General features: G+C 57.2%; 16 protein-coding genes and 2 pseudogenes. 9 read left to right on the plus strand and 9 right to left on the minus strand.

The window, feature by feature from the left end; all coding sequences use genetic code 11:
* The first annotated feature begins 58 nt into the window (after nt 1-58).
* On the plus strand, nt 59-289 hold the full coding sequence (locus QYH43_RS16945; RefSeq protein ID WP_095056216.1) for a hypothetical protein: 231 nt from the start codon (nt 59-61) through the stop codon (nt 287-289).
* Between the two features lie 444 nt (nt 290-733).
* Complete coding sequence (locus tag QYH43_RS16950; protein ID WP_301157508.1) at nt 734-1,348, plus strand: LysE family translocator; 615 nt, start codon at nt 734-736, stop codon at nt 1,346-1,348.
* A 144-nt stretch (nt 1,349-1,492) separates the two neighbouring features.
* Here the strand turns inward: QYH43_RS16950 and QYH43_RS16955 are convergent, their stop codons facing one another.
* Nucleotides 1,493-1,822 carry a DHCW motif cupin fold protein gene (locus QYH43_RS16955; RefSeq protein ID WP_301157509.1) on the minus strand — a complete coding sequence of 110 codons (330 nt, stop codon included), beginning with the start codon at nt 1,820-1,822 and terminating at the stop codon, nt 1,493-1,495.
* 240 nt (nt 1,823-2,062) lie between these two features.
* Nucleotides 2,063-2,209, minus strand: coding sequence for a hypothetical protein (locus tag QYH43_RS16960; RefSeq protein ID WP_301157511.1), 147 nt, complete (start codon nt 2,207-2,209; stop codon nt 2,063-2,065).
* 367 nt (nt 2,210-2,576) lie between these two features.
* Here QYH43_RS16960 and QYH43_RS16965 point away from each other — a divergent pair, with 367 nt between their 5' ends.
* The 3 genes from QYH43_RS16965 to QYH43_RS16975 all read left to right on the plus strand — a co-directional run bounded on the left by QYH43_RS16965 (nt 2,577) and on the right by QYH43_RS16975 (nt 6,024).
* Nucleotides 2,577-3,911, plus strand: a complete 1,335-nt coding sequence (locus tag QYH43_RS16965) for an MFS transporter (RefSeq protein WP_095056185.1) — start codon at nt 2,577-2,579, stop codon at nt 3,909-3,911.
* 66 nt (nt 3,912-3,977) lie between these two features.
* Nucleotides 3,978-5,225, plus strand: a complete 1,248-nt coding sequence (locus QYH43_RS16970) for an OprD family porin (RefSeq protein WP_095056184.1) — start codon at nt 3,978-3,980, stop codon at nt 5,223-5,225.
* A gap of 85 nt (nt 5,226-5,310) precedes the next feature.
* Nucleotides 5,311-6,024 carry a GntR family transcriptional regulator gene (locus QYH43_RS16975; RefSeq protein WP_007945095.1) on the plus strand — a complete coding sequence of 238 codons (714 nt, stop codon included), beginning with the start codon at nt 5,311-5,313 and terminating at the stop codon, nt 6,022-6,024.
* A gap of 9 nt (nt 6,025-6,033) precedes the next feature.
* On the opposite strand, the gene QYH43_RS16980 is transcribed toward QYH43_RS16975, so the two are convergent.
* Nucleotides 6,034-6,984, minus strand: coding sequence for a PDR/VanB family oxidoreductase (locus tag QYH43_RS16980; RefSeq protein WP_095056183.1), 951 nt, complete (start codon nt 6,982-6,984; stop codon nt 6,034-6,036).
* A gap of 87 nt (nt 6,985-7,071) precedes the next feature.
* Nucleotides 7,072-8,130, minus strand: coding sequence for an aromatic ring-hydroxylating dioxygenase subunit alpha (locus tag QYH43_RS16985; RefSeq protein WP_301157514.1), 1,059 nt, complete (start codon nt 8,128-8,130; stop codon nt 7,072-7,074).
* Nucleotides 8,131-8,543: 413 nt separating this feature from the next.
* On the opposite strand from QYH43_RS16985, the gene QYH43_RS16990 reads away from it, so the two are divergent.
* Together QYH43_RS16990 and QYH43_RS16995 are read left to right on the plus strand one after the other, a co-directional pair.
* Nucleotides 8,544-8,999, plus strand: a complete 456-nt coding sequence (locus QYH43_RS16990; RefSeq protein ID WP_301157516.1) for a hypothetical protein — start codon at nt 8,544-8,546, stop codon at nt 8,997-8,999.
* An 81-nt stretch (nt 9,000-9,080) separates the two neighbouring features.
* A pseudogene (locus QYH43_RS16995) lies at nt 9,081-9,176 on the plus strand (alpha/beta hydrolase); the annotation flags it as partial.
* Between the two features lie 165 nt (nt 9,177-9,341).
* Here the strand turns inward: QYH43_RS16995 and QYH43_RS17000 are convergent.
* The 5 genes from QYH43_RS17000 to QYH43_RS17020 all read right to left on the minus strand — a co-directional run bounded on the left by QYH43_RS17000 (nt 9,342) and on the right by QYH43_RS17020 (nt 16,335).
* Nucleotides 9,342-10,415 (minus strand): NAD(P)-dependent alcohol dehydrogenase, encoded by a 1,074-nt coding sequence (locus QYH43_RS17000; protein WP_301157517.1) that lies wholly within the window; start codon nt 10,413-10,415, stop codon nt 9,342-9,344.
* A gap of 313 nt (nt 10,416-10,728) precedes the next feature.
* Nucleotides 10,729-11,667 (minus strand): sulfonate ABC transporter substrate-binding protein, encoded by a 939-nt coding sequence (locus QYH43_RS17005; protein ID WP_095152204.1) that lies wholly within the window; start codon nt 11,665-11,667, stop codon nt 10,729-10,731.
* A gap of 50 nt (nt 11,668-11,717) precedes the next feature.
* Nucleotides 11,718-12,755, minus strand: a complete 1,038-nt coding sequence (mgrA, locus tag QYH43_RS17010; protein WP_301157519.1) for an L-glyceraldehyde 3-phosphate reductase — start codon at nt 12,753-12,755, stop codon at nt 11,718-11,720.
* Entirely contained in the window at nt 12,752-14,113 is a 1,362-nt protein-coding gene (locus QYH43_RS17015) for an LLM class flavin-dependent oxidoreductase (protein WP_095152206.1), read from the minus strand. Before QYH43_RS17015 ends, mgrA begins: the two co-directional genes overlap by 4 nt.
* 2 nt (nt 14,114-14,115) lie before the next feature.
* Nucleotides 14,116-16,335, minus strand: coding sequence for a TonB-dependent receptor (locus QYH43_RS17020; protein ID WP_301157521.1), 2,220 nt, complete (start codon nt 16,333-16,335; stop codon nt 14,116-14,118).
* A 205-nt stretch (nt 16,336-16,540) separates the two neighbouring features.
* Between QYH43_RS17020 and QYH43_RS17025 the strand changes: the two genes are divergently transcribed.
* Both QYH43_RS17025 and QYH43_RS17030 read left to right on the plus strand, forming a co-directional pair.
* Nucleotides 16,541-17,581, plus strand: a complete 1,041-nt coding sequence (locus QYH43_RS17025) for a LacI family DNA-binding transcriptional regulator (RefSeq protein ID WP_301157523.1) — start codon at nt 16,541-16,543, stop codon at nt 17,579-17,581.
* A gap of 101 nt (nt 17,582-17,682) precedes the next feature.
* Nucleotides 17,683-18,054: pseudogene (locus QYH43_RS17030) on the plus strand (oligopeptide/dipeptide ABC transporter ATP-binding protein); the annotation flags it as partial.
* Between the last annotated feature and the right edge of the window lie 40 nt (nt 18,055-18,094).

An 18,094-nucleotide genomic window follows, 5' to 3' on the forward strand; every position in this document is an offset into this window, starting at 1 on the left:
CTGGCGGGCATACACTGAAAATAGATAATTTTGAGAGCGCGCGTAGCGTGGTGACGATATGAATCGTAAAACTGTGAAAACCAAACATGCCGAAGGCGTGACCTTCGACTCCCATGTGATCGCGAACCCGACCAACCCCAAGGAGTGGATTGTGTTCTTCAAGAAGGACGCGGGCAGGAGTTTCTTCTTGGTTGATGACAACGAGGAGGTCGAGTCTTTCGGGCATCTGGATGACTTGATTGCCGAGCTTCGAGACCTAGGCCTCAAAACCGCTGAAATCCACTTTTAACCCTTGGCTCACACCTAGGAGACATGATCATGTCAGTGAAGGTCGAGTATGTTGGCGCCAACGTCGAATTGAGCCAATTGCCGAGATGTCACTGAACCAGTCTGTTCCTCTCGAACCAATTGCCTACGCGAGATTTTTACAGATTTATAGGTGGGGCAATCTTGCTTCACCACGTGGGGATGCGGCGGAAATCTTGGACTACCTGGAGGCAGCACACATCCGCCCTTATCGCGAAGTATTCCTCGCCTGGCCATAGCGATCCCTGACCGCCTCATCGCCGGGCAGGACTTACTCAGCATAAAAGGTCACTGTATCGGAGTTTATTGTGGAATCTGTGTCTGACTGTCGGCCCCTTCGGCCGCTAGCATTGATGCTCTCGCGGCGAAAAACGTGATGAAATCTTCAACCAGACGCTGATACCGATCAGCGCTAAGAGGGATCGAAATGTTCGACAGTTCCGCGGTGCTCACTGTTTTCTGGGTTTATCTGGCAGGCGTAGTGGTTCCGGGGCCGAATTTCGTCGCCGTTGTTCACAAGGCAGTAGCCGCGACACGTGCCGAGGCGCTGGCCTTAGTCGCCGGTATAGTGATCGTGAACCTGCTCTGGTCTGGTTGTGCGATCACAGGCCTAGGCCTTGTGTTTGCAGCCTTCCCATGGGCGGTACTGGTTGTGAAGATAATGGGTGCGGCGTACCTGATGTGGTTTGGCATACGCCTGATCATTAAAGCAGGCAAGCATCCCGCCTTACGGCCTTGCGAGGGCCCGGCTGGCAGCGTCCGGAAATCTTTCTTTCAGGGTGTCGTCACCAACATCGGCAATCCTAAATCCATAGCCTTCTACGCCGCCGTCTTTTCAGCAGCAGCCCCCACCCACCCCTCGGTCAGCACCTTCGTCTCAATGCTGGCGGTTGTGGTGGTCGTTTCGCTGACCTGGTATGGACTGGTTGCGGTGGCTTTGTCGCAACCAACGATTTCCTCTGAGTATCAGAAGGCTCGGAAAGTGATTGATCGCCTGTGCGGTAGTCTGATTCTGGGCCTGGGAGTACGACAGCTGACCTGAGTATTGAATCGACCGCGAGACGTGGGGTGACTCCGCTATCGGCCAGGAGCAGTCATCCGCACAGGAGTATTTCAGACCCCAGATTGCGGACGCATCAGCTGCCAACGGATTGGGGGGGGGGCGTTTTACAGGTCGCCCCCACGACTAATCCACAATGAACAACTTCGCCCCGATCGTAGTGAATGACCGATGTCCCTCAGCATTATTGCCCACCTGATAGCTCATGCCTGGCGTCAGTGTGAACTGACGACCATCTTCCAGTTCTGTATGCAACTGACCCTCCAGGCACAACAGGATGTGCCCCCTCCAACACCAGTGATCGGCCAGATATCCAGGGCTGTATTCGACCATCCGCACACGCGCTGAACCAAACTGGCAGGTACGCCAATAGGCTGTGCCTGTCTGACCGGCATGTGCCACCGGCTCTATCGTTGACCAATCGGTGGTACCAAATGGGATTGCAGTGAGATCCATTGTTGCCTCATCGAAATGCAATAAATGCAGACCGTATCATTCGGGCGATGGTACCGATAGACACAGAGGGCCCGCATTTATGGGATACAGGCGCGGTGAGAGAAACTGCCTTCACCCTGCCACTGGATAACCACTCGGTGCTGCTATCGCGGGTAACTCATTGACCGCTTTGGGTCGACTTCTGCCGGTCACGACATACTGAAACTGGCCAAGCAAGAAACATCGCTAAGGCCCAATGTTTTACGCTGAAAGGTCTGCTACCGATCGCGCGTTGGCCGCCGTTGCAATCTCAATCAATGTGTTGCGCTCTGATCTATCAATAATCCCTCGGCATCGATAATCGTCAGCAACCTTCAGCAACTCATCATAACGCGCTTCCGTATCCATCAGGATTTCGGTATCTACATAGCCCCCTACTAGCCGACTCAGCCGATAGCAATGGATCCTTTATTTGACCACCCCTCATCCATGTTCGATTATCGAACAATTTAAAAAATGTTAACGTATTGTTTTTAAAGGTTTTATTACTTTTATAAAAAAATCAGACAAAAATACATGTAATGACTCTTCACAGTGGATCCATAAATTGATTGACTGGCCCCGCACGGTGTCAGGTACTGCGCCTGTCCCGCTCATAAAAATAATAGGGTGTCGTGATGAATCACTTCTCAATCGGGCACAAGCTTCGGCTTGCACCCACCTTCGTGTGCCTCCCTCGCTTTAACTTTACGCAGCCTCATCTCGAGGGGCAGCCATGAGTGTCGATCTGAAGAGCGTGGTAGATGAGCGTCCCATGGCGCGGTTCCAATGGTTGGCCGTGGGCATCTGTATTGTTCTGAACATGATCGATGGTTTCGACGTGCTGGTAATGGCCTTCACGGCTTCCTCGGTGTCTGCCGAATGGAGCTTGAATGGCGCGCAGATCGGGCTGCTGTTGAGTGCCGGGCTGTTTGGCATGGCAGCAGGTTCTTTGTTTATTGCGCCGTGGGCGGATCGCTATGGTCGTCGGCCATTGATCCTGTTTTGCCTGCTGCTCTCCGGGGCCGGCATGCTGTTGTCGGCACTGAGCCAGACACCGGTGCAGCTGGCGTTGTTGCGTGGGTTGACTGGCTTGGGTATCGGCGGAATCCTGGCCAGCAGCAACGTGATTGCCAGTGAATATGCCAACAAACGCTGGCGAGGCCTGGCGGTGAGCCTGCAATCCACCGGTTATGCCTTGGGTGCGACCTTGGGCGGGCTGTTGTCGGTGTGGCTGCTGACGCACTTTGGCTGGCGTTCGGTTTTCCTATTCGGTGGAGCCGTGACCCTGGCGGTGATTCCACTGGTATTGATGTACTTGCCTGAGTCGTTGGACTTTCTGATCGCCCGCCGCCCCGAGAATGCCTTGGCACGCATCAATCGACTGGCCGCCCGCCTCGGCCAGCCAGCACTGCGCGAACTGCCCGTCGCCATCTCCGCGCCGATTTCAGGCCGTGGGCGCCTGGCGCAGTTGCTCTCGCCTGATTCACGGCGCACCACCCTGCTGATCTGGCTGCTGTTCTTCCTGGTGATGTTCGGCTTCTACTTCGTGATGAGCTGGACGCCGAAACTGCTGGTTTCAGCAGGGCTATCGGCACAGCAAGGCATCAGCGGCGGCGTGCTGTTGAGCGTCGGCGGTATCTTCGGCGCGGCGCTGATTGGTGGCATGGCCTCGCGCTGGCGGCTGACCCGGGTGCTGTCGCTGTTCATGCTGATTACCGCGGGCCTGCTGGTACTGTTCGTCGGTTCCGCTTCATCCGTATCAATGGCTCTCGGCCTGGGCCTGTTGATCGGGCTCTTTGCCAACGGTTGCGTGGCTGGCTTGTACGCGCTTTCGCCGATTGTCTACGACGCTTCAGTTCGGACAACAGGGGTCGGTTGGGGCATCGGTATCGGACGCATCGGCGCGATCCTTTCGCCGACCGTCGCCGGCCTGTTGCTGGACAGCGGTTGGCAGCCACTGCACCTGTACGGGGTTTTTGCCGTGGTTTTCGTGATTGCCGCCGCCGTGTTGCTGCTACTCAAGCTCAACACCCAAGTGCAACCTGCTGCCGAGCTCAGCCACGCCTGACGCAATGCAAAGAGGTAGCGAGGCCTTGCCTCGCTACTGACTACTACCCCCAGGAATACAACAATAATGACTTACCTTCCTCTCCCCCGGGCCCTGCTCGGCGGTGCAATAGCGCTTGCCTTATTACCTTCAGCGTATGCCGAGAGCAGCGGCTTTTTCGAGAATTCCAAGACCAGTCTGTTGCTGCGAAATTACTATTTCAATCGTGACTACAACGATCCCGGCGCCAGCAAGAGCAAGGTAGAAGAATGGGCCCAGGGCGCTATCCTCAAGTTCAATTCCGGTTACACCCCTGGCGTTCTAGGCTTTGGCCTTGACGGTATAGCGATGCTGGGTATCAAGCTCGACAGCAGCCGTCAGACCAGCGGTTCCGACTTGCTGCCGGTGCATGCAGATGGTCACTCCGCCGACAGCTATGGGCGTGCAGGGGTGGCCGCAAAAATGCGCTTTTCTGACACTGAGCTATTTCTGGGCGAGCTCATGCCCGATGTTCCGCTGCTGCGCTACGATGACGGACGCCTACTGCCACAGACCTTCCAAGGCACCATGCTGGTGTCCCGAGAGCTACCCGGCTTGAGCCTGCAGGGTGGGCAATACACCGCCACGAGCCTGCGTAATTCCTCAAACATGCAAGACCTCTCTGCCTGGGCTGCGCCCACCGTTACGTCAGACAGTTTCAACTATGCGGGTGCTGAATATCGTTTCAACGAGCAACAAACCCTGATTGGCGCTTGGCACTCGCAACTCGAAGACATTTATCAACAAAGCTATCTGAACCTGCTACATAAGCAGAAGTTTGGTGACTGGACTCTCGGCGCGAATCTGGGCTACTTCATCGATAACGATGACGGCAGCGCCCGTATTGGTAACGTGCAAAGTACTACTGGCTACGGGCTGTTCTCGGCCAACCTGGGTGGCCATACGTTGTATCTGGGACTGCAAAAGGTCAGCGGCGATACCAGCTGGATGTCCGTGTATGGCAGTAGTGGGCGCACCTTGGGCAACGACATGTTCAACGGCAACTTCAGTAACGCCGACGAGCGCTCCTGGCAGGCTCGCTATGATTACAACTTCGTAGCCGCCGGCATCCCCGGCTTGCTGCTGATGACCCGCTATGGTCACGGCGAGAACGCCACCACCAAGGCGGGTAGCAATGGCAAGGAATGGGAACGTGACACCGAGGTCAGCTACACCTTGCAAAGTGGCCCGATGAAAAACCTTAGCGTGCGGGTCAACAACGCCACCAACCGTCGCAGCTTCAACAGTGATTTCGATCAGACCCGCGTGATCGTCAGCTACCCACTGTCTCTCTGATCCTCCCGCCAGGGGCGCTAGTCGCCCCTGCATCCCCCCCCTTCCTTGCGTTACTATGGCGAACCACTTTCTGGAAGTCGCCTGCATGAGCAAACCGGGTCAAATGGTGCTAGTCGCACTGCGCAAAATGATCGCTTCGGGAGAGCTGGCGGCTGGCGAGCGGCTGATGGAGATTCCGACGGCGGAACGCTTCGGCGTCTCGCGCATGCCGGTGCGCATGGCCTTCCTTACTCTGGAACAGGAAGGTCTACTGGTGCGCCATGGCGGACGGGGCTATCAGGTGCGTTCGGTGAGCGCCGACGATATCGCCGGAGCCGTTGAAGTGCGCGGGGTACTGGAGGGGCTGGCAGCGCGGCAGAGCGCCGAACGCGGATTGAGCGAGCAAGCACAGGCGGCGCTTCAGGAATGCCTGGTACAAGGCGATGCGTTGTTCGACAAAGGCTATGTGACAGAAGAAGACCTTGAGGCCTTCCATGACCTCAACATGCGCTTTCATCAGGTGATCGTCGAAAGTAGCGCCAACCCTGCCATTGCCGAAGCCCTGTCACGAAACGACCATCGGCCCTTCGCTTCAGTCTCAGCGCTCGCTATCGATCGTGAAGACATGGCACGCGAATACCGGCGCTTCAACTTCGCTCACATGCAACACCACTCGGTCTTCGACGCGCTGATCAGTCGCCAGGGCGCACGCGCTGAGGCCATTATGCGTGAACACGCCAATGCGACCCTGCGTTACGCCGAGGTATTCGGCGCGATCAGCAATAGCGAACGGATGAAAGTGATCGCGCGCGGCGAATAACCGGCTTGGTCAAAGATTCAGCACTAATAGCGCCGATTTAGCCCTTGAACAGCAGGGTGTGAACTGATCGTTTGCCGCCTGCTCTTCTTCGGTGAGGAACAGGTCACGGTGATCCGGCACCCCCTCCAGCACACGGGTCAAGCAGGTTCCACAGACGCCCTGCTCACAGGAAATTGCAATCTCGACACCGTGGCTTTCCAGCACCTGAACCACCGTCTTGTCGACTGGAATGTCGAACACCTGCCCGCTACTGGCAAGCTTGACTTGGAACGTCCCATCGCCACGGGTATCCACCGGCGCTGCGGCGAAGTATTCACGGTGCAACTGCCCATCGCTCCAACCTTGGGCCTTGGCGCTGTCGAGCACAAACTGCATGAACCCTGAAGGGCCACAGACATACAGGTGCAAGTCCGGGCCCGGATTAGCCAGGATCTTGGCGGCATCCAGACGCGAATCGGCCTCTTCATCGAAATGCAGGTGCACGCGATCGGAAAAGGAGGCCCCTTTGAGTCGGTCGGCAAATGCCGCACGCTCACTGGAGCGAGCACAGTAATGCAGCTCGAAATCGTCACCGCTGTGGGCCAGTTGCTCGGCCATGCAGAGAATCGGAGTGATGCCTATGCCGCCAGCGAACAACAGGCTGCGCCGAGCCTCACCCACCAGCGGGAAGAGGTTCCGCGGTTCACTGATGAACAGCCGATCGCCACTGTTGATCTGCTCATGCATGCTCTGAGAACCACCGCGCGAGTCAGCGTCCTTGAGCACACCGATCAGATAGCGATGGCGCTCTTGCGGGTGATTGCACAGTGAGTACTGGCGGATCAGTCCGCTGGGCAGGTGCACGTCGATATGAGCCCCGGCACTGAAGCTGGGCAATGCCCCGCCCTGTGCACAGGTCAACTCGTAGCTGCAAATATCCAACGCTTCGTTGTTGCGGGATGTCACGACGACTTCAATCATGGCGAACCTTCAAGTCCGGCCACCGCAGTGGCCGCGAACAGATCAATGGGAGTGGACTGGCGTATTGCTCAAGGGCGCTCCCTTTCGCTATTTCACCGCAGCAATCAGCTCGACAGCCGGTGCTCGCTCACGGGCAATGAGGCGTTCCAGCACGCGCCTGGACTGCACGCCACCGGCATCAATATTGAGCTTGAGCAAGTTACGCTCAGGATTGGCCAGCAGGTTTTGCTGCTGCTGTTCGAGCATGTCGAGGTCTTCGCTGAAAATCTTCCCCTGGCCCTCGCGGATGGTGTCGGTCAGGGCTTTGTCGTGCGGATTGAAGTTGCGTGCCATACCCCAGAAGTACCAGATCGAGGTCTCGGTTTCCGGTGTAATGAAGTCGACCACTATGCTCGCGGCTTTGTGTTGCGGCTCAGCGTTGTAACCGCCCTTGCCAGCATGAGCCACGCCCACTTCGATCAAGACGTGACTAGGCGGACTGAAGCGGCAGATCTGCCAACGGTCTACCGGCACGTCGTCGGCCAGGTTGTTGCCACGCAGGGCCATGCGCCAGAACGGTGGTGCCATGATGTTTTCCATGTGCCGTGCGGTGACCACTTCGTCACCCTGAACGGTTGTGACCGGCGGCGCTTCATCGATCTCTTTCTGGCCAATGCTGGAGGCGTGCACGTAGGTTTCGTGGGTGAGATCCATCAGGTTATCGATCATCAGTCGATAGTCGCAGTTGATATGGAAAAGCCCACCGCCATAGGCCCACTCATCGCTGACAGCCCATTCCAGATGATGGATCAGGTCTGGGTCAGCCTTGCCCTGCTCCCCAGGCCAGACCCAGATAAAACCGTAACGCTCTTCAACCGCGTAGGTCTTGTTGCACGGAAAGCCCCGGACGCGCTGACCTGGCATTTCGACGGTTTTGCCGTCACAGCCCATTACCAGGCCGTGATACCCACAGACCAGGTTGCCATTCTCGACATACCCAAGCGAAAGGGGGGCGCCTCGATGTGGGCAAAAATTCTCGACGGCGGCAACGCGCCCTTCATGGCCTCGATAGAAAACGATTTTCTCACCGCATATTTGCCGCCCAAGGGGCTTGCTAGCGATCTCGTCGGGGGTGCAGGCGACATACCAGGTGTTTTTCGGATACATGCGAATCTCCGGAGCAGGCTTGTTGTTATGGATCCATTTGATCGGATTAGTCGGATTTTAGTCAAGGTTTATGTGATAAATAACGATCAATGGATCCATTAATCCAATTCATCAATATTCAACCTTTCGAGCACCTTATATATGCGAAGGCGCTTCCATCCCGATCCTGCCGTGGCATCCAAATCCGATTCGACGTAAATCGCCCACAGGGCACTCTCCTGCTGGTCACTGGTGAGGCCGCATTGTGCATTTGTAAGGCGGGTCGCGGCGCACATTCAGCCAACGCATTGCGGATAAATCCGCTCCTACAACAGCGCGTGCGACTGCCGATCAAGCAGAGTAGCTGTCTTGCGACTAGCTTTACCTCGAACACTAAAGCCTCCGCCCACAACTCAACCAGGTAAAGGTTCGTTATGACTAAAAAAATCGACCTGACGATCACCCACGATTACCTCAATCCGTTTGCCTCGCCGGACAACCCCAAGCTAAGCCCCGAACTGGTGGATTACCTGTCGGATAGCGCCTGGTACCACCACGAATTGTGCCTGCAGATTCGCTGCCCGGAAGATGAGCGAGAACGCCTGCAGCAAGCCATCAGCAATACCTTTGCGGAAAAGAGCGAACAACTCAGAGTGGATATTCGCTCCCAGCGGCTGGTAGCGCTGACACTCTTGGGCTTGGCACTAGCCTTGGCGCTGGCAGGCACGGCTCTGGGTATTGAAGGCACCATCCCCGTGGGCGTCGTTACCGTCACCGCGTGGATGCTGCTCTGGCGTAGCGGAGAGATACTGTTTCTGGATATCCGCAGCGCTAACCGGCAGCTGCGTAAGTACCAGCGCATCGCCAACGCATCAAAGCAGTTTGATTGAGGTTGATCGTTCCCACTTCGTGTGGGACTGCAGCCTTCGTTGCATCAGTGCCCACCGACCAGCCATTGCGCCCGGGAAACCATTCCATCGTTGTTTGTTTATGGCGACAAAGACAAAAACATCCCACCCCAGGCTATAGCTTTCATGGCGGAACGTGCGCACGCTGGTCAAGTCGAGTGCAATCGATGGGGCAGCACTTGTGCAATTGACTGGCCAGTGGCAATGCAAATGCGGGGGCGAACTCCATGCAATTACGCAAGATGGCGCGGCCGGACGATTGCCAATTTGGTGCAGGGCATGAAATCCCTAACGCTCGTACAAACCGCCTGCGCCCAAAGATCCTCACGGGGTAATTGCAACTTTCATCACCCCGTCGCGTTGATGCGCAAACAGGTCATACGCCTCTTCGATGTCATCGAGTTTGTAGCGATGCGTCACGAGCGGCGACAAGTCCACCCCGCCATTTTCCACCACCGCCATCAAGCGTCGCATGCGTTCCTTACCGCCGGGACATAGGGTGGTGATGATGCTGTAATCCCCTAGACCAGCGGCGAAAGCGTCTAGCGGGATTTTCAGGTCACTGGAGTAAACCCCGAGGCTGGAAAGTCGACCGCCCGGACGCAGAACCCGCAATGCCGACTCAAAAGTCCCCTGAGTCCCCAATGCTTCGATGGACACATCGACACCACGCCCCTGCGTCAGGGCCATGATTTGTTCAACCACATCACCGTCCTTGAAGTTGACGACATGCGTCGCCCCCAGTTTTTTAGCGACGTTCATACGTTCGGTGACTGCATCGACTCCAATAATCGTGGTTGCGCCTTTAAGCCGTGCACCGGCCACCGCGCAGAGCCCAATTGGCCCCAAGGCGAATACCGCCACGGTATCGCCGATTTCCACCCCTCCTCGCTCGGCTCCAGAAAAGCCGGTGGACATGATGTCCGGGCACATCAGCACCTGTTCGTCGCTGAGACCGTCCGGTATCGGACATAGATTGGCCAACGCATCTGGCACCAATACATATTCAGCCTGGCAACCATCAATGATATTGCCGAACTTCCAGCCACCGGTGGCCCGAAAGCCATGCCGGGTATCCGGGCCATCCTGTGAGCCACAGCCGCACAGGCAAGCATAACTCTGTCCACTGGGGGTAATCGCGCCCGCGATCACCCGCTGGCCTTCGACAAAACCGAGTACCTGCGAACCGAGCCGCTCGATGATGCCGACTGGCTCATGACCGACTGTCAGGCCTTTGGCTACAGGGTATTCGCCACGCAGTATATGCACGTCGGTACCACAGATCGTGGTGGTTGTTATGCGAATCAACGCATCGAGGGGCCCGACTTCAGGAATGGGTTTGTCGTCGAGCACGATCCGGTTTTTTTCGACGAAAATTGCCGCTTTCATCGTGGCCATGATGATCCCTCCTGATCAATATGCGATTGAGTTCAGCACGAAATCCAGACTCTGCCGGATTGCCGGATCAAAGGTTAATTGCGTATTGGGCACGGCATCGATGGTGCCAAGTGACGATGTACGGAGCTGTTCGGCGAGGTTTTTTCGAGTTGGCGAAATTCGGACCGCGTCGTGAAGCTCTGGCTAATCATCTCTCGGCGCATTCCCCATTTGCGCAAGACCTGACCAAGATCGAGCAATTAGCCGCCACGCAGCGGATGTCGGAACACTTCGAAAGCAGTGTTGGAGTTCTGGAGATTGGCCATATTCGTGCTCAATTGGACTCGTTCCATACCGCGTCACGCACATCTACTTTCTTGGGCAGAAGCTTGTTTTGATAAAACAGATCGGCCGTCATTTGCTGCGCATTGATGATGTTTTCATCAATGCGCAGTATTGGAGAAGGCGGCCGATTATCGAGGTAGCTGGCAATCACACTGTCGGGCAGTCCCATGTATTTTTTTACCACCTTCAGGCTTTCTTCCCGTTGGCTGCGGGTCAGCTCTTCGGCGGCAGTAAGCTCATCGAGCAGCGCGTGGACAAAAGAGCCATTGGCTTGCGCGTAGGCGCGTCGTGCGGTGTACACAGGGCCTGACAGGTTCAAACCTTCGCCGTTGGCAAGCACGCGCACATTGCCCTGACTCAAGGCAAGCGAGGAGTAAGGCTCCCAAATTGCCCAGGCATCTACGCTGCCCTGTTCGAAGGCTGCACGCGCATTAGCGGGAGGCAGGTTCATAGGCTGGATGTCCTGGTAGCTCAAACCGGCCTTATTCAACGCCCTAAGTATCAGGTTGTGTGAACTGGATCCGCGCTGAAATGCCACCTTTTTGCCTTTTAGGTCGGCAATGTCTTTTAGCGGGCTGTCAGCGCGTACCAATATGGTTTCCGCTTGTGGTTTTGGCGGCTCGGTTCCGATGTAGACCAGATCGGCTCCCGCCGCTTGCGCGAATAACGGCGGGATGTCCCCGGTGGAGCCAATGTCCAGCGCATTGACGTTGATCGCTTCCAGCATCTGCGGCCCGGCAGGAAATTCAATCCACTGCACTGCCGTTTGAGGAAAACGCTTCTCCAAAAGCCCGTGCTCTTTAGCGAGTAATAAGGCAATCGAGCCTTTCTGGTAGCCGATTCTCAGGGTTGCAGGGTCTGCTGCCATTACGGAGTTTGTCAGACTGAACAGTGCTAACCCCGTAAAAAAAACTTTTAGAAATGTCATCTTTGTCTCGCTGTTTGAAATCTGGGAGAACGCCTGAGTTGGGCTTTTATTTATTCAGCAGTCGACGGCCTTTCCCAAAGATTGATCCCGCCCTCTCGGGCAAATCGGTCAATCTCTGCCAGTTCCTCCGTACTAAAGCGCAGATTCTTCAACGCTCCTACGTTCTCTATGATCTGCTCCGGTCGACTTGCACCGATTAGCGCTGACGTCACCCGTGGATCTCGAAGCGTCCAGGCCAATGCCAGCTGCGCCAGGGTCTGACCGCGACGCTTGGCGATTTCGTTGAGGGCCCGCACCTGGGCAATGTTGGCTTCGGACAAGTGCGACGCCTGCAACGAAGCGCCGCCCGGACGGTTGACCCGCGCATCCGCCGGTACGCCGTTGAGGTACTTGTCGGTCAGCAACCCCTGCGCCAGCGGCGTGAAGGCAATCACCCCGGCGCCAAGTCCGTCGGTGATGTCCAGCAAGTCCTTTTCCACCCAGCGATTGAGCAGGTTGTACGCCGGTTGGTGTATCAGCAATGGGACTTTCCACTCTTTGAGCAACGCCGCGATTTCGCGGGTTTTCACTCCTGAATATGAGGAGATGCCGATGTACAACGCCTTGCCCTGCTGCACCGCCGTGGCCAGGGCGCTGGCGGTTTCTTCCAGCGGGGTGTCCGGGTCGAAACGGTGGGAGTAGAAGATGTCCACATAATCCAGGCCCAGGCGTTGCAGGCTTTGATCGAGGCTGGCCAGCACGTACTTGCGCGAGCCGCCGCCCTGACCGTATGGGCCGGGCCACATGTCCCAACCGGCCTTGCTGGAAATGATCAACTCGTCGCGATACTGCTTGAAGTCTTCACGCAGCAATCGACCGAAATTGATCTCGGCGCTGCCGTACGGCGGGCCGTAGTTGTTGGCCAGGTCAAAGTGGTTGATGCCCAAGTCGAATGCCGTGCGCAACAACGCGCGCTGGGTGTGGATCGGCGTGCTGTCGCCAAAGTTGTGCCACAGGCCCAGGGACAGCGCTGGCAGCACCAGGCCGCTGCGACCCACGCGACGATAAGGGATGGAGTCGTAGCGGTTTTCGGCAGCGATGTAAGTCATTGAGCTATTTCCTGGTTGTCTGGAAATGGGGGGCGAGGCTGGATAAATTTGTTTGAAGGCCTAACCAGCCCCAGGTTCTGGCGCAAAGTACGGCCTTCGTACTCGGTTCTGAAAAGTCCTCGACGTTGCAGCTCCGGCACTACCTCGTTGGCGAAATCTTCCAGACCACCAGGAAGGTGCGGCACCAACACGTTGAATCCATCGGCCGCGCCTTGTTCGAACCATTCCTGCAGTCGGTCGGCGATCTGCACCGGTGTGCCCACCAGACTGTAATGCCCGCGACCACCGGCAATTTTTCTGCCCAGTTCGGCGAGGCTGAGGTTTTCCCGGCCTGCCAACTCTGTCAGCAGTTTCTGCCGGCTCTGCTGGCCGCTTTCTGTGAGCGGCAAGTCCGGGAGCGGCCCGTCCAGTGGATATTTCGACAGGTCGAAGTTGCCCAGCATGCGCCCAAGCAAAGCAACGCCAACTTCAGGCTCGACCAATCGCTGAAATGTTTGAAATTTTTCCTGCGCTTGCTCTTCCGTTGACCCGACCACTACAAAAACGCCGGGCATGATTTTCAGGGAGTCATGGCTGCGGCCGTACTGGCTCAAACGGCCTTTGAGATCGGCGTAAAACGCCTGGGCATTGGCCAACGAAGTTTGTGCCGTGAATACCAGCTCCGCCGTTTGCGCCGCCAGGTCGCGGCCGACCTCAGAGGAGCCGGCCTGCACAATCACCGGTTGTCCTTGCGGGGAGCGCGCAACGTTCAGCGGCCCCTTGACCCGGAAGTGTTCACCCACGTGATCCAGCACATGCAACTTGGCCGGGTCGTAATAGCCGCCGCTCGTCTTGTCGCGGATAAACGCGTCGTCTTCCCAACTGTCCCACAGCCCCGTGACGACCTGACAAAACTCACGGGCGCGGCTGTAGCGATCAGCGTGCCCAATGTGTTCGTACCGGCCGAAATTTTGTGCTTCGGCAGCGTTATCCGAGGTCACCAAATTCCACCCCGCTCGCCCGCCGGACAGGTGATCCAAGGAAGCGAATTTGCGCGCTACGTGGTACGGCTCGTTGTAGCTGGTGGTGGTCGTGGCGATCAGACCGATATTTTCGGTCACCACACTCAAGGCTGAAAGCAACGTCAGCGGCTCAAAGTAAGCCGAGCGTGCCATGCGGCTGGCAATTTCATCCCTCGGCGCGGCGACGCTATCGGCGACGAACAAGGCGTCAAACTTCGCGGCTTCAGCAATCTGCGCCAGGCGTTTGTAATGGGTGAAATCCAGCCCGGCGTCGGCCGGCACTTCGGGGTGTCGCCATGCGGCGATGTGATGCCCGCCGGCCATGAGAAAGGCCCCCAGTTTCAGCTGTCGAGTCATGTTCAGAAGTCCTTGTGCAGTTGCACACCAAAATAGCGTTCGTCGTCCCGTGGCACGGCGCGGTAGATGTAGTTGCCGCCAGTGGCCAGCATTGGTGAATAGGACTTGTCCGCGAGGTTTTTGCCGAGCAGCGCTACTCGCCAACCGTTGTTGTAGTCAGCCAGAGCGATGCTGGCATTCCAGATCCCGTAGGCGCCCTGTTTGGTGTCGGGATTCTGACTGATGTCGTACTGCACTTCGCTCTGCCAGCTGAAGTCGGTACCCAGTTCGACATCCAGACCGTTATCCAGCGGGATGCTGTAGTCGGCGCGCACGTAGCTCTTCCAGTCCGGACTGTACGGAAGCGGCTTGCCATTGACGTTGCACGACGCTGCAGCACCCGGTGGGCAGGTAAACTCGTCAATGCGTGCATGGGTGTAAGCCAGCGCGCCGGAAAACTTCAATTGCTGGGTGGCCTGCAAGGCGTAGTCGAGTTCGACGCCTTCGGTGCTGACACTGCCGGCGTTGACCAGACGGGTCACCACTTGCCCTGCCACGGTGTCGAAGAAGTTCGCCTGGTAGTTGTCGTACTCGCTGTGGAATACCGCGACGTTCGTGATCAGGCGATTGTTCCAGGACGTGGCCTTGATCCCCAGCTCCCAGTTGTTGGACGTTTCCGGCTTCAGTGCGTCGGTATCACGCGGCTGCATGTTGAAGAACACGTTGTAGGCCGGGCCTTTGTAGCCCCGCGAATAGGTCAGATAAGTGGTTACTGTATCGGTCAGGTCGTATTGCAGGCCAAGCCGACCTGACCAGCCGTCTTCGTCCACTGACCCGGAACTGCTGGTGCCCGGTTGGATGCCGGTGACGGCGGTCGCCGAAGTGGAAACCCGGCGGTGATCGTATTCCAGATCGTCATGCGTCCAGCGCAGACCGGCGATGCCACGAACGGCCGATGTGAAGTTCAGCGTGCTTTCGCCGAAGACCGCGTAGCTATCGTTGCTGGTGCTGTAATCGGCGATACCACGGTTGACGCTTGTGGGAGTGGTCAACGTGCGCTGATAGGTTTCATCGTCCTTGCCGTGCATGTAGAACAGGCCACCAACGTACTCCAGGAACTCGCCCTTCGGTGACGCCAGGCGCAGCTCTTGCGAATACTGATCGAACGCCAGATCGCCTATGTCGGCTGAGCCTGGAAAAGCGGCGGTGATGGTGCTTAGACGATCACCATCCTGATATTGGGTGTTATCCCAGCCACGCCACGCGGTGATCGAGGTCAGTGTGTAATCGCCAAGACTCCAGTCGAGTTGGCCAGAGAGGCCCTTGTTGATGTCATCGACGTGGCTGCGCGTGTCAGTATTGATCTTGCGGTTGTCGCTGGACGCCCGCACCGGGCTCAACGCATTTGCAAAGGCCGGCGTCAGTGACTCGCTGACCACACCATTCGGTGCATCGTCATGGGACTGCATGTAGTCCGCGATAAAGGTGAGCTTGAGGTCATCGTTAGGCGTGAACTCAAGTTTGCCGCGTGCGCCTTTGTGGTTGTAGCCATTGACCTCCTGACCGTTGTGCTCGTTATCGACGTTGCCGTCATAGCTGCCGAACAAGGTGGTGATCGAGCCCTTCAAAGTGTCAGGAATCAGACTGCCACCGAGACCGAAACGGGTACGGCTTTCGTTGCCACTGTAGTTCGATTGGTCGATGTAACCTTGGGTTTCGGCGGTCGGTGCCCGGCTGATGATATTGAGTACGCCGGCCGAAGCGTTCTTGCCGAACAGCGTGCCTTGCGGGCCACGCAGGACTTCGATCCGTTCCAGATCCAGCAGGTCAAGGGTCGTTTGACCTGGGCGAGCGTAGACCACGCCATCGATCACCGTAGCCACGGTCGGTTCAACGCCAGGGGAAGTGGATATCGTCCCCACGCCACGCACAAACAACGAGGTGTCCTTGTTCGAGGCACCGGTACGAAAATTCAGCGACGGTACTTGCTGGACGATGCTCGATACGCTGTTACGGTTGTCTCGCTCCAGCTGTTCGCCATCGACGACTGACACCGCCACCGGGATTTTTTGCAGCGATTCTTCGCGACGAGTTGCGGTGACTGTGACGGATGTAAGCGTCGGCTCACTGTTGTCGGCGGCGAACGCATTACCAGACGGCAACACGGCTAAGCCGGTAAATAACCACCCCGCAGCGCGAATCGAATGCGCCAATGTGTTTCTTGCCCCAGGAAAATTGCCCATGGTCTACCCGCTCGAAAGTGTGCCCTGAACCGCTGCCGTTCTGCGACGACAGCGTCTGAAATATGTCTTGGGCATTCGCTCGAGCGAGTAGCAGACAAAACGCATTGGTAGCGCTAACATCGACAGTATCAACAACCGCTACATAGATCGTCAAATACTAATAAATTAGTTTTATATATCATTTAGTTTTTAAAAGGATTGCGAGTTGAGCGAAAATTTACCTCGTAAACGCCGAGGCGCCGGCCGCGTTACCCTCAACACCGTGGCGCGACAGGCCGGAGTCTCGGCCATCACCGTTTCGCGCTTCTTCAACCAGCCGGAGCAGGTATCGCCTGAGCGACGCGAGCGCATCGCTGCCGTGGTTGCGCAATTGGGCTACGTGCCAAACCTGGTCGCCGGAGGGTTGGCCTCGGCGCGCGGCAAAATCGTCGGCATGGTGATCCCGAACATTTCCGGGCCGATCTTCGCCAACACTATTCAGGGTTTCAGCGACACGCTCAGTCGCAACGGTTATCAGCTGCTTTTGGCGTCGAGTTATTTCAGTGTCGAACAGGAAGAAAGTGCGGTGCGGGCGTTCCTTGGCTGGTCGCCGGCGGCGTTGGTATTGACCAGTCACTTCCACAGCGTTGGCACCGAAAAAATGATCGCTGAAGCGGACATCCCGGTGATTGAAACCTGGGACTACCAACCGGAGCGCGGGCCGATGCAGATCGGGTTTTCGCACTTTGACGTGGGTGTGGCAGCCGCGCGTTACCTGCATGACAAAGGCTATCGGCGAATTGCCTTCGTGCAGAACAGTGCCGCCGGTGATTTCAGTGCGCTGGAGCGCCGCGATGGCTACATCACCTGTGTTCGTGAACTGGGACTGGAACCGTGGGTATTTGCGCCGGAGGTGGGTCTGGCGCCGTTTGAAGCCGGAAAACAGGCGATGGAAGCACTCATGCAGGCCTCTGCCCCTCCCGATGCAATCATCTTCGCCAACGACAACCTCGCAGCCGGCGGGTTGCTGGCCGGGCAACGCACGGGGCTTAATATTCCCGGAGATTGCGCGGTGCTTGGGTTTGGCGATTACCCGTTTGCCGAAATGCTGCTCCCGAGTTTAAGCACTATCAAACCACCTGCCTTGGAGATCGGTGTAATGGCGGCGACACGAGTGCTGGAAAGCCTGGGAGTGCTGCCGGTGGAGGGCAAGGTGCAGCGGATAAATCTGCTGGATTGCCTGGTGATCGAGCGTGAAAGTACTTGAAAGCTGAATTGCAAACACGACCTGAGGACTCTGAATTATCTACCGCCGCGAGATACTCTCTGTCGCACCATCGTGCCTCTTCGACTCCGGCGGAGTCGACGCAATAGTTCAACACGGCCTACGTGTTCATCTCGCACAACCTGGCGGTGGTGCGTCACGTCGCTGATCACGTGATGGTGATGTACCTCGGTCGCCCGGTGGAAATGGGCCCGAAAGAGGACATCTACACCCGTCCTCTGCACCCGTACACCCAGGCCCTGTTGTCGGCGACGCCGACCATCCACCCGGATCCGGACAAGCCGAAAATCAAGATCGTCGGCGAGTTGCCCAACCCGCTGAACCCACCGTCCGGCTGCGCCTTCCACAAGCGCTGCCCGTACGCCACCGAGCGTTGCAGCACTGAAGAACCGGCCCTGCGCCTGCTCGACAGCCGGCAGGTGGCTTGCCACTACGCGGCAGACATCAACTACTGAGGCACAGGGGTTGACGGGCCGCGTCCTTGTCAAACCCCAC

The sequence above is a fragment of the Pseudomonas sp. C32 genome (assembly GCF_030417915.1).
Lineage (GTDB): Bacteria > Pseudomonadota > Gammaproteobacteria > Pseudomonadales > Pseudomonadaceae > Aquipseudomonas.